Here is an 11,719-nt window from a genome sequence, read left to right on the forward strand (position 1 = left end):
AATACGAGGAAACTTACCCATGTGTGGTATCGTCGGAATAGTTGGCCGCTCATCGGTTAATCAAACCATTTATGATGCATTAACTGTGTTACAGCATCGTGGTCAGGATGCGGCGGGTATTGTGACCGTAGACGAGCGCGCATTTCGTTTGCGTAAAGCTAACGGCCTAGTCAAAGATGTGTTTGAACCTAAACACATGCAGCGCCTGCAAGGCAATGCCGGTATCGGCCACTGCCGTTATCCAACGGCTGGTAGTTCAAGTGCCTCTGAAGCACAGCCTTTCTATGTGAATTCTCCGTTCGGGATATCGTTGGCACACAACGGTAACCTGACTAATACCGTGCAACTGGCTGAAGGCTTGTTGCAGAAACGTCGCCACGTCAACACCACTTCTGACTCAGAAGTGTTGCTGAACCTGCTGGCAGACGAAATCGATAAAACTGACAGCGCAAAATTATCACCTGATGAAGTGTTTGACGCCGTAGCGCGCGTACACGATCAAGCTCGTGGTGCTTACGCTGTGGTAGCGATGATTGTAGGTAACGGCCTGCTGGCGTTCCGCGATCCCTTCGGCATTCGCCCACTGATCCTCGGTAAACACGAAACGGCCAACGGTACTGAGTACATGGTGGCCTCTGAAAGCGTAGCGCTAGATGCTGTTGGCTTTGAAGTGATGCGTGATGTTGCACCGGGTGAAGCCATTTACGTCACCTTAGACGGTGAACTTTACACCCGTCAATGTGCGCAATCACCGGTATACAGCCCATGTATTTTTGAGTTTGTGTATTTTGCCCGTCCAGATTCAACCATCGACAAAGTGTCGGTTTACGCTAGCCGCGTGAACATGGGCACCAAACTCGGTGAAAAGATCAAAAAAGAATGGTACGACCATGACATCGACGTGGTCATCCCAATTCCTGAAACGTCTGTAGACGTAGCGTTGGAAATCGCCCGCACCATGGATCTGCCATATCGCCAAGGTTTTGTGAAAAACCGCTATATCGGCCGTACCTTTATCATGCCGGGGCAGCAGCAACGTCGTAAATCTGTACGTCGGAAACTGAACGCCATCAACGCCGAGTTTAAAGATAAAAACGTGCTGTTGGTGGATGACTCTATCGTGCGCGGTACCACTTCTGAGCAGATTATCGAAATGGCGCGCGAAGCTGGAGCCAAGAAAGTGTACTTTGCCTCTGCTGCACCAGAAATTCGTTTCCCGAACGTTTATGGTATCGACATGCCAACCTCGAATGAGCTGATTGCCTATGGCCGTGACTCAGATGAGATTGCTAAGTTGATTGGTGCTGATGGCATCATCTTCCAAAACCTCGACGATTTGGTTGACGCGGTGCGCATGGAAAATCCAGATATCAAACGCTTTGAAACCTCAGTGTTTGACGGTCATTACATCACTAAAGATGTTGACCAAGCTTATCTGGATCACCTGACGCAACTACGTAACGATGACGCCAAAGCTAACCGCAACCGCGACATCGGTACCAACCTAGAGATGCACAACGAAGGGCATCCGTAGGCCGATTCCGTTTCATTGAATTGAAGATTGAAAAGCAGCGCCGAGGCGCTGCTTTTTTTATCATATCAAACCACCGCCTCGGGCTCCGGTGATTGTTTTGTGGCATTACCATGGGACTAAATACCGTATCGGAAGGTGATTGTGGATTGCGACAAGTAAGCAACATGGTTTCATTTAGCTTGACTGGCTAAAACTCATATGGCATTTGTAGTCACATTATTTACATAATGTTCACATGGACGTTTATGGCTTGGAATATCTTAACCCACACACCTACTTGGGTTTATTTACTGTTCATCGGTTTGTGTTTACTTGGCTGGAAGCAAAGCCGAACTCGAACGGTAAAGCAATCAATGTTACTGATGTTGCCTCTCGCGATGTTGCTTTATTCCTATTTTGGCGTTCGGTCCAGCTTTGGACAAGCGCCCAACGTATTGCTGCTCTGGTTCGTCGGCGTTGTATTGTGCACGTTGATAGGCCTCAAATTATTCCCGCCTGTGTCGGCGCAATATCGGGCAGCGGATAACACTTTTGTGGTGGACGGCAGTTGGTGGCCGATGCTGTTTATCCTAGCTATTTTTTTGACACGATATGCGGTAGGGGTGATAGCTAGCATTAACCCGACGATGTTTCAGAATACGCTGACGGTGTTAGTTTTCGCGATGCTCTATGGTGTGTTAAGTGGCGCATTCGTCGTAAGGGCGATCAGCGTGTTAAAAACTAAGCATCAAGTCCGCGCTAGCTGAGTGCCACGGCTTAGCGTGTATGTCATTAACCTTAATTTGTTGTGCTGCGAGTAACAAAAAGGCCGCTTTCGCGGCCTTTTTAATGTTCAACGTCAAGCGAATTACTTTACGCGCATACCCGGTTGGGCGCCTTCGTGTGGTTCCAAAATCCACAGGTCTTTGCCGCCTGGGCCAGCAGCCAGCACCATGCCTTCAGACATGCCGAAACGCATTTTACGTGGTGCGAGGTTGGCGACCATCACCGTCAGTTTGCCTTCCAGGTCTTCTGGATTGTAAGCCGATTTAATACCTGCAAACACTTGGCGCGTTTCGCCGCCGATATCCAATTGCAGTTTCAGCAGTTTGTTGGCTTCTGGTACGGCTTCCGCTTTTTTGATCAGCGCGATACGCAGGTCAACTTTTGCAAAATCATCATATTCGATGGTGTCGCTGATTGGGTCATCTGCCAGTGGGCCTGTAGCTTGTGCTGGTTCAGCTGTGGCTTGCAGGTTTTCTTTTGAGGCTTCAACCATGGCGCTTACTTTGTCTAACTCAACACGTTGCATCATAGGTTTGAACGCGTTGATGGCATGGCCGTCAATTGAGTTATTTAAGCCTGACCATGTCAGCTCAAGAGCCATAAACGCTTCAACGTCGCTAGACAGACGTGGCAACACTGGCTTGAGGTAAGTCACCAGAATGCGGAACAGGTTCAAGGCCACAGAACAAACTTGGTGCGCGCGTTCCAGCGTTTCATCCGCTTTGACCAACTGCCAAGGCGCTTCATCCGCCACATAGGCGTTGGCAATATCCGCTAGCGCCATGATTTCACGAATCGCTTTGCCAAATTCGCGCGCTTCGTAGAAGGCTGCAATCTGCTCTTGTTTGGCAAGGAATGATTCCGCCAAGCTGTTGTCGCTAACTACCGCTAATTTGCCGTCAAAGCGTTTAGTGATAAAACCTGCGGTACGGCTCGCCAAGTTGACCAGTTTACCGACCAAGTCAGAGTTCACACGTTGGGTGAAGTCTTCCAAGTTCAGGTCGAGGTCATCGATACGGCCAGACAGTTTAGCTGCATAGTAGTAACGCAGATATTCTGGGTCTAAGTGATCCAGATAGGTACGCGCTTTAATGAAGGTGCCTTTTGATTTTGACATCTTGGCGCCGTTCACGGTCACGTAGCCGTGAGCATAGACGTTGGTTGGTTGGCGATAGCCAGCACCTTTCAACATTGCAGGCCAGAACAAGCTGTGGAAGTACACAATATCTTTACCGATGAAGTGATACACCTCAGCGTTTGAATCGGCGTTCCAGAACTCGTCAAAGTTCAAATCACCCCGTTTGTTGCACAGGTTTTGGAATGAACCCATGTAGCCGATTGGGGCATCCAACCAAACGTAGAAATATTTGCCTTCAGCGCCCGGAATTTCGAAACCAAAATATGGCGCATCACGGCTGATGTCCCACATCTGCAAGCCTTGCTCAAACCATTCATTCAGTTTGTTGGCAATTTCAGGTTGCAGTGAACCTGAGTGTGTCCACTCTTTCAACATGCCTTCAAACGCTGGCAGGTCGAAGAAGTAGTGCTCTGATTCTTTCAATACTGGCGTCGCACCACTGACTGCTGAACGTGGATTAATCAGTTCAGTCGGGCTGTAAGTTGCGCCACAAGCGTCACAGTTGTCGCCGTATTGATCTTCTGACTTACATTTAGGGCAGGTGCCTTTAACGAAGCGGTCTGGCAGGAACATCTGTTTTTCTGGGTCAAACAGTTGCGAAATGGTTTTGGTTTTGATGTAACCGTTTTCGCGTAGTTTGAGGTAGATACCTTGCGCTAATTCGCGGTTTTCTTCGCTATGCGTGCTGTGGTAATTATCAAAACCGATGTTGAAGCCAGCAAAGTCGGCTTGGTGCTCAGTGTTCACCTGAGCAATCATCTCCTCAGGAGAGATCCCCATCTGCTGGGCCTTAAGCATGATAGGTGTGCCGTGGGCATCATCTGCGCAAATGTAATGACATTCGTTGCCGCGTAACTTTTGAAAACGCTGCCAAATATCGGTTTGAATATACTCCAGCATGTGCCCCAAATGGATTGGTCCATTGGCATAAGGTAGGGCGCTGGTCACAAGAATTTTACGTTGAGAATCTGACATCTTTTATACGATCTAACTAAAGGCCCAAATAGTGGCACAGATACTAACCGATCCATCGCTTATTTTCACCAATCGGTGCGATAAGTGCGTTAAATGTATTCCAAATTCGCTGCTAATATCTGGTACACTTGCCCAAATTTATTTGCGGGGATTGTGTTTTGTCTTCTGAAACTCAGGATTTTCGTCTCGACGATGCACTGCTGGCAAAAGTGTTAGCAGTTTTAAACGCTTATCAAGATCCTTACCTGAAACAAGGTTTGGTTGATGCAGGAATGGTTAATAAGCTGGCTTTGGAAGGCCAACGCTTGCAACTGGGGTTAGTTTATCCCTATCCGTGCCAGTCGCAGTACCGCGACACAGTCATGGCAATCACCAATGCTTTGGTAGCGGCCTGTAGCGAGATTGAAGAAGTAGAAGCTGAAATCGATCTGCAAATCAAAAGTTATTCTGCCCTCGGCAATATCCCGCCAATTCCTAACGTTAAACAAGTGATTGCCGTTGCTTCAGGCAAAGGTGGCGTCGGTAAATCAACGACCTCAGTCAACTTGGCGCTGGCGTTAGCCGCTGAAGGCGCAACCGTCGGTATTCTGGACGCGGATATCTACGGCCCATCCATTCCGATGATGCTCGGCGTGGAAGGTTTCCGCCCACTGTCACCAGACGGTAAACACATGACTTGTGCCAATGCGCATGGCATTAGCGCACAAAGTATCGGTTTTATTTTGGGTGAAGACCAAGCCGCTGTATGGCGTGGCCCAATGGCAGCGGGCACCTTAGTGCAGCTAGTCAATGAAACGCTGTGGCAAGACCTTGACTATTTAGTGGTCGACTTGCCACCAGGCACAGGTGATATCCAACTGACACTGTCACAAAAAGTGCCAGTGAGCGGCGCGGTTATTGTGACCACACCACAAGATGTGGCTTTGGCGGACGCGCAAAAAGGCGTGACCATGTTCCAGAAAGTGAACATCCCAGTATTAGGCGTGGTGGAGAACATGAGTTTCTACCTTTGCCCCGAATGTGGTCATAAAGATCACCCATTTGGTAGCCACGGTGGTCAACGTATTGCCGACCGTTACGGCGTGCCGTTGCTGGGCGCGTTGCCACTGAATATTCAGATCCGTGAAAACATGGATAACGGTACCCCATCAGTTGTGGCGGAGCCGGAAGGTGAAGTCGCGGGTATCTATCGCGATTTAGCCCGTAAAGTTGCTGCTGGTTTAGCGCTGCAACAAGTAAGTCCTGTCGTTTCTATTGCAATTTCGGATGATGAGTAACCCATGAGTACGCCTGATTGTGTAGTGATTGGTATTGCCGGCGCCTCGGCTTCCGGCAAAAGTTTAATTGCCCGCACTATTTATGAAGAGTTGTGCCGTGATTTGGGTACAGACCAAATTGGGGTGATCAGTGAAGACAGTTACTACCGTGACCAAAGCCACTTGGCGATGGAACAGCGGGTGCTGACCAACTATGACCACCCTAAAGCGTTAGATCATGAGCTACTGGGCACGCACTTGGCGACCTTGAAAGAGGGCAAGCCAGTCGAGATCCCATGCTACAGCTACACCCAGCATACCCGCACAGGCGAGTTCATGCTGATGACGCCGAAGAAAGTGATCATCCTCGAAGGCATTTTGCTGCTGACTGACCAGCGTCTACGCGGTTTGTTAGATGCCAGTGTGTTCATGGACACACCGCTGGATATCTGTTTGCTGCGCCGTTTGAAACGTGACGTAGAAGAACGCGGCAGAACCATGGACTCAGTGTTGGCGCAGTACCAAAGTACTGTGCGACCAATGTATCTGCAGTTTATTGAACCGTCTAAGCAATACGCGGACATCATCGTGCCTCGTGGCGGTAAAAACCGTATCGCGACCGATATTCTTAAAGCGCGAATTCAGCACCTGTTGGTGAAGTAAGGAGAGTGCCATATGCGTTTGACAGATAACGAAATTATCGCCGCGCTGGACGACGGTACCATCGGCATTGAGCCTCGGCCAGAAAACGACGCCATCAGCGGCGTCAGTGTCGACGTGCGTTTAGGGCATGCGTTTCGTGTATTTAAAGACCATACCGCGCCCTATATCGATTTGAGTGGCCCCAAAGCCGAAGTGCAAGAAGCGCTGGATCGGGTGATGAGCGACCAAATTGATATTGCTGACGGTGATGCGTTCTTCCTGCATCCGGGCGAGTTGGCGTTAGCTGTGACCTTTGAAAGCGTGCATCTGCCAGCAGACATCGTCGGCTGGTTGGATGGTCGTTCATCCTTGGCGCGTTTGGGGTTGATGGTGCACGTCACAGCGCATCGTATCGATCCGGGTTGGCAAGGTCGCATCGTGCTGGAATTCTACAACAGCGGTAAATTGCCGTTGGCACTGCGCCCAATGATGACCATTGGCGCGCTGAACTTTGAGCGTTTGTCTGGCCCAGTGGCTAAGCCATATAACACCCGCAAAAACGCCAAATATAAAGATCAGCAAGACGCGGTAGCGAGCCGGATCAGTCAGGACTAAGCGCGTGGCGGACGTCTGGATTAACGGCGACAAGGAAAGCATGCTCGATCCGCGCGATCGGGCATTTACCTATGGTGACGGTGTGTTCGCCACCATGGCGGTGGATAGCCGTGGTCAGCTGCGTTTTGCTGAGAGTTATTGGCAGCGATTGCAAGATGGCTCCGCTCGACTTGGATTCCATTGGCAACCCAGCGCCAGCCTGTTAGCGCAGATCCATGACCTCGCAGCCAAACATCCACTGCATTGCCTCAAGTTACAACTATCTCGTGGTGTTGGTGGTCGCGGTTATGCCGCGCCGGCAACGCCGCAAATCACCGAAGTGATATCTATCAGTCCACTGCCAGCCCATTATCGCCAGTGGCAAACCGACGGCATCAGCTTGGCAACGTCATCGGTCAAGTTAGCGCGCCAGCCGTTATTGGCAGGCTTTAAACACTGCAATCGTCTCGAGCAAGTATTGATAAAACAGCATGCATTACCTGCGGGGTATGACGACTGGCTAGTGTTAGATACTGAGCAGCAGGTGGTTGAATCTTCGATGGCAAACTTGGTGTTGTTGGTTGAACAGCAACAACAGTTACACGCCTTGGTGCCTAGCCACGCTTATGCGGGGGTGGCTGGCGTAATGCGGCAACAACTGTTGCAGGCGTTACTGGCCGAAGGCATTCATCTTCATATTCGTGAATTCGGCATCAGCGAACTACGACAAGCCAAACATCTGTTGCTGTGTAATAGTTTGCTGGGTATGGTAGACGTTTGCCGAGTCGATAATTCATCTTTTGCGCGTTGGCAAGGTACAGCGCGCTTGCAGCAACTACTGGTACCTCATTAATGACTAAATGGATGTTACGACTCTTAGCCGCGTTGTTCAGTGTCGCGGTCATTGCCGCTGTTGCAGGAATGTGGGCGTTTCATCAAACCCAAGCGTTAGCCCAACAATCACTAGCGGTTACTGAACCGCAGGAACTTACGCTTGAACATGGCACCTCGTTTCGTTCCCTCGGTAAGGCATTAGCCGACAAGCAGTTAATCACCTATGACTGGCGCTGGAAACTGCTAGGTAAGCTGCATCCTGAACTTACCGCTATCCAAAGTGGTCTCTATCAAATTGACAGCAGCGACACAGTAAACAGCTTGCTTGAGCGCATCATTCGTGGTGATGAAAAGCGCTTTTTCTTGACCTTGATTGAAGGCAAAACGGTGCAGGAATGGCTGCTGTATTTGCAAACCTTGCCACATCTGAGTGTTGACCAAGAAGCCTTCAACCGTGTGCTGGCGGCACATGGCGATAGCAGCAATCATCCCGAAGGTAAGTTTTTCCCAGATACTTATCAGTACCGCGCTTCAAGTGGTATTGAGTCGATATTGACCCAAAGTTATCTCAAAATGCAGCAAGCACTCGATAAGGCTTGGCAGCAGCGAGACAGCAATTTGCCGCTGGAAACGCCGTATGAATTGTTAACGTTGGCATCGATTATTGAAAAAGAAACCGGGCAGGAGTCTGAACGGCCATTGATTGCGGCAGTGTTTATCAATCGCTTACGCAAAGGTATGCGCCTGCAAACCGATCCTACGGTGATTTACGGCATGGGCGCGCGCTACGACGGCAATATTCGCCGTAAAGATTTGCGTGAAGCCACGCCGTACAACACATATCGTATCAACGGCTTACCACCAACGCCCATCGCTGCGCCTGGGCTTGAATCTTTGCTAGCAGCGGCGCATCCTGCCGATGTGGCATATCTTTATTTTGTGTCGCGTAATGACGGCTCGCACATCTTTTCCAACACGCTGGCCGAACATAATAAAGCGGTCGATAAATATCAGAGAAATCGTTAATGGATCATTCGACACCCGCCGGAAAATTTATTGTGATTGAAGGCTTAGAAGGCGCCGGTAAATCTAGCGCTATTGCCTTAGTTAAACAGTTTTTGACTGAACTGAATCAGGCTGAGCCTGTATGCACTCGCGAGCCAGGCGGTACGCCGTTGGCCGAAAAAATCCGCACCTTAGTGAAAGAGGTCAATCACGATGACCCACTGTGCGATGAAGCCGAATGTTTGTTGATGTACGCAGCCCGCGCTCAGCTGGTCGCCAATGTGATTAAACCAGCTTTGGCCAACGGCCGTTGGGTGCTGGGCGATCGCCACAACTTGTCGTCACTGGCGTATCAAGGCGGTGGCCGCGGTATGTTGCCGTTGGTGCAAGCAATTAGTGCAGCCACGCTCAAAGGATTTAAACCTGATTTGACGTTATATTTGGATATTCCACCTAAAGTGGGCTTGGCGCGGGCAGCAAATCGCGGCGCGTTAGATCGTATCGAGCAGCAAGCTATCGACTTTTTTGAGCGCGCCCGCAACACCTATCTAACGTTAGCCAACGCCGATGACACTATCGAGGTGATTGATGCATCACAACCAATGGATGCGGTACATCGCGATATTCTCAGTGCGTTACAACGTAGGTTAACCGCATGAGTCAATTACCTTGGCTGCAGCCAGCATTACAACAGTTTCGCCAACAACAGCAGGCAGGGCGGTTAGCTCACGCGCTATTGTTGCCGTTAACTGTGGGTGATGGCGGTTTATTGCTGGCCGAGCAGTTTGTGGCGCTGACACTGTGTGAACAGCACAGTGCGTGCGGCATGTGCCGCAGTTGTAAGTTGTTGCAGGCGGGTAACCATCCCGATGTGCATTGGCTTAAAGCTGACGGCAATCAAATCAAAGTCGAGCAAGTCCGCGAACTGTGCCAATCGTTAACCGCGACCGCCCAGCAGGGCGGTTATCGCGTCGCGGTGATAGAGCAAAGTGAACGGATGAATACCGCTGCGGCCAACGCCTTGCTGAAAACCCTCGAAGAACCTGGGCGTAACACCTTGCTGATCTTGCAAACCGATATCAGCAGCAGTTTGTTGCCCACCATTACCAGCCGCTGCCAACGAGTGGCAGCACCAACGCCAACAGCTGCTCAAGTGCAGCAGTGGTTGGCACCTCAAACCTTAACCGATGATGTTTTGGCATGGGCTTTGCCAGTATTAGGCGGTGCTCTGGCATTAAGGGATGCGCTACAAAGCGACCGTTTTGCTGAGCTGGCCAAGCTGAAAGATGCCATCGAACAGAGTTTTATATCTGGTCACGTTGATCCACAACTGGCAGATATTAAAGAAGATAGTATTTTTGATGCGCTATCCTTAAGTTATCGCGTACTGCTGCAACAGATGCGCGCCGGCAATAAGGATGCATTTGTAATGAGTGCGATTGCGGCGTTAGCCGAGCGGATCATGCGTGATAGCCAGCAACTGCGACGGATGCCAACTGTCAATTATTTGGCATTAATCCAGAGTTATGTCCTAGACTATAACAGACTGAAAAACTAACACTATCTTATGGTTGATTTGATCGCTAACTTTGACACTTTGCACCAGTTGTATCGTGCCTATATGCCGTTCATCGCGCCGGCAGGGTTATTTGTGGCTACGACGGAACCACATTTTCTCGGGCAAGAGCTGAAAATTGGCTATCGCTTGCCCGGCGCGACGCAGGTCAACGAGTTTCATGGTGTGGTGGTGTGGATTAATCCTCTCGGGGCCTCTGGCGGTCGCCCAGCCGGTATTGGCGTTAAAATTCTTAGCGATGCGCCAGAGCATAAACAACGCATTGAGAACCTGCTGTCCCGCGAACTTGCCAGCGGCGATTTGACCTGCACCATGTAGCACAGTTATCCTGTGCGCCCTCAAGTGATTCCCGGAAGTTGTTGTGTTAGTTGATTCCCATTGCCATCTTGACCGTTTGAAAGCGGCGCCAGATGAAGCCTCATTAAATGCTGTGTTAACCGATGCCGCAGCGCTCGGTATTTCTCATTTCCTCTGCGTTAACGTACGCCTGCAAGAATTCGAAGCGATGCAGCAACGGATGCAGCCATACAACAACGTATTTTTGTCGGCGGGTGTGCACCCGCTCGATGTCGAAAATGGTGTGTCGGCCGATGATTTGCGTCGCTTTGCCGCCAACGAACGGGTGGTCGCCATTGGCGAGACTGGCTTGGATTATTTTTACAGTCCAGACAACAAGCGTGAACAGCAACAGTGTTTTGAAACCCAAGTTGAAGTTGCGGTGGACATCAACAAGCCGCTGATCATTCATACCCGCGATGCACGCCAAGACACTTTAGATATTTTGAAAGCTGGTCATGCCGAGAAGTGTGGCGGGGTATTGCACTGTTTTACCGAAAGCTTGGAAATGGCACAAGCGGCCATTGAGATGGGCTTTTACATTTCGATTTCGGGGATTGTCACGTTCCGTAACGCTGACGCGTTGCGTGAGGTGGTCAAACAGCTCCCTAAAGAGCGGCTATTGGTGGAAACCGATTCGCCGTTCTTGGCGCCAATACCGCATCGCGGTAAAGAAAACCAACCGGCATTTGTTAAGGATGTGGCGCAGTTTATTGCAGATCTGCGTGGTGAGTCATTGGAAGAACTGGCCAGTTACACCACCGCTAACTTCTTTAATTGTTTTAAAGGCGCGGCAAAACTGCGTTAATTCGGCAAATTTTGCATAAAAAAAGGCCCAAAACTATTTCCAATGTTCTGGGCCTAGGGGAATGGCTCATAAAGAGCCGTGCGCTTAAGTTGAGATGTGACAGGATTGCTATCTCTGATTAAAGAGTAGTCGATATTTAACATTTCGAATCATAACGAGCGAAAATGTCTAGATGATAAAAGCATAAAATATAACCAGAGGTTATATTTTATGCTAAGTCTCTAAAATTAAGCGGGTTATCGTAGGGGCTGTTTAT

The 11,719-nt window shown here is 49.8% G+C and carries 12 protein-coding genes; 11 read left to right on the top strand and 1 reads right to left on the bottom strand.

The features are described 5' to 3' along the window. Positions 1-19 precede the first annotated feature (19 nt). Both purF and L9G74_RS10695 read left to right on the top strand, forming a co-directional pair. Positions 20-1,534 (top strand): amidophosphoribosyltransferase, encoded by a 1,515-nt coding sequence (gene purF / locus L9G74_RS10690; protein ID WP_238896310.1) that lies wholly within the window; start codon positions 20-22, stop codon positions 1,532-1,534. A gap of 245 nt (positions 1,535-1,779) precedes the next feature. Next, positions 1,780-2,280 (top strand): DUF6622 family protein, encoded by a 501-nt coding sequence (locus L9G74_RS10695; RefSeq protein ID WP_238896311.1) that lies wholly within the window; start codon positions 1,780-1,782, stop codon positions 2,278-2,280. A 101-nt stretch (positions 2,281-2,381) separates the two neighbouring features. On the opposite strand, the gene metG is transcribed toward L9G74_RS10695, so the two are convergent. Further along, complete coding sequence (metG, locus tag L9G74_RS10700; protein ID WP_238896312.1) at positions 2,382-4,412, bottom strand: methionine--tRNA ligase; 2,031 nt, start codon at positions 4,410-4,412, stop codon at positions 2,382-2,384. A 158-nt stretch (positions 4,413-4,570) separates the two neighbouring features. Here metG and apbC point away from each other — a divergent pair, with 158 nt between their 5' ends. From apbC to L9G74_RS10745, 9 genes are read left to right on the top strand one after another with little or no spacing between them, the layout of a single operon-like run. Continuing rightward, a complete protein-coding gene (gene apbC / locus L9G74_RS10705) occupies positions 4,571-5,689 on the top strand; it encodes an iron-sulfur cluster carrier protein ApbC (protein WP_238896313.1) in 1,119 nt (372 codons plus the stop codon). Between the two features lie 3 nt (positions 5,690-5,692). Continuing rightward, positions 5,693-6,331 (top strand): uridine kinase, encoded by a 639-nt coding sequence (udk, locus tag L9G74_RS10710; RefSeq protein WP_238896314.1) that lies wholly within the window; start codon positions 5,693-5,695, stop codon positions 6,329-6,331. Between the two features lie 12 nt (positions 6,332-6,343). Next, positions 6,344-6,925: a dCTP deaminase gene (gene dcd / locus L9G74_RS10715; RefSeq protein WP_238896315.1), complete on the top strand. Its 582-nt coding sequence runs from the start codon at positions 6,344-6,346 to the stop codon at positions 6,923-6,925. 4 nt (positions 6,926-6,929) lie between these two features. Further along, a complete protein-coding gene (gene pabC, locus L9G74_RS10720) occupies positions 6,930-7,757 on the top strand; it encodes an aminodeoxychorismate lyase (RefSeq protein WP_238896316.1) in 828 nt (275 codons plus the stop codon). Then, on the top strand, positions 7,757-8,764 hold the full coding sequence (gene mltG, locus L9G74_RS10725; protein ID WP_438944558.1) for an endolytic transglycosylase MltG: 1,008 nt from the start codon (positions 7,757-7,759) through the stop codon (positions 8,762-8,764). Before pabC ends, mltG begins: the two co-directional genes overlap by 1 nt. Continuing rightward, on the top strand, positions 8,764-9,402 hold the full coding sequence (gene tmk / locus L9G74_RS10730; protein WP_238896318.1) for a dTMP kinase: 639 nt from the start codon (positions 8,764-8,766) through the stop codon (positions 9,400-9,402). The genes mltG and tmk overlap by 1 nt, the downstream gene beginning before the upstream one ends. Continuing rightward, complete coding sequence (holB, locus tag L9G74_RS10735; RefSeq protein ID WP_238896319.1) at positions 9,399-10,301, top strand: DNA polymerase III subunit delta'; 903 nt, start codon at positions 9,399-9,401, stop codon at positions 10,299-10,301. The genes tmk and holB overlap by 4 nt, the downstream gene beginning before the upstream one ends. Before the next feature lie 9 nt (positions 10,302-10,310). Beyond that, entirely contained in the window at positions 10,311-10,637 is a 327-nt protein-coding gene (locus L9G74_RS10740) for a PilZ domain-containing protein (RefSeq protein WP_238896320.1), read from the top strand. A 43-nt stretch (positions 10,638-10,680) separates the two neighbouring features. Then, a complete protein-coding gene (locus L9G74_RS10745; RefSeq protein WP_238896321.1) occupies positions 10,681-11,463 on the top strand; it encodes a TatD family hydrolase in 783 nt (260 codons plus the stop codon). Positions 11,464-11,719: the final 256 nt, after the last annotated feature.

Source organism: Shewanella electrica (assembly GCF_022321485.1).
Lineage (GTDB): Bacteria > Pseudomonadota > Gammaproteobacteria > Enterobacterales > Shewanellaceae > Shewanella > Shewanella electrica.

Bases quoted from the DNA above. Each gene is read 5' to 3' on its own strand.
- purF (WP_238896310.1), top strand. From the start codon at position 20: ATGTGTGGTATCGTCGGAATAGTTGGCCGCTCATCGGTTAATCAAACC.
- L9G74_RS10695 (WP_238896311.1), top strand. From the start codon at position 1,780: ATGGCTTGGAATATCTTAACCCACACACCTACTTGGGTTTATTTACTG.
- metG (WP_238896312.1), bottom strand. From the start codon at position 4,412: ATGTCAGATTCTCAACGTAAAATTCTTGTGACCAGCGCCCTACCTTAT.
- udk (WP_238896314.1), top strand. From the start codon at position 5,693: ATGAGTACGCCTGATTGTGTAGTGATTGGTATTGCCGGCGCCTCGGCT.
- dcd (WP_238896315.1), top strand. From the start codon at position 6,344: ATGCGTTTGACAGATAACGAAATTATCGCCGCGCTGGACGACGGTACC.
- mltG (WP_438944558.1), top strand. From the start codon at position 7,757: ATGACTAAATGGATGTTACGACTCTTAGCCGCGTTGTTCAGTGTCGCG.
- tmk (WP_238896318.1), top strand. From the start codon at position 8,764: ATGGATCATTCGACACCCGCCGGAAAATTTATTGTGATTGAAGGCTTA.
- holB (WP_238896319.1), top strand. From the start codon at position 9,399: ATGAGTCAATTACCTTGGCTGCAGCCAGCATTACAACAGTTTCGCCAA.
- L9G74_RS10740 (WP_238896320.1), top strand. From the start codon at position 10,311: ATGGTTGATTTGATCGCTAACTTTGACACTTTGCACCAGTTGTATCGT.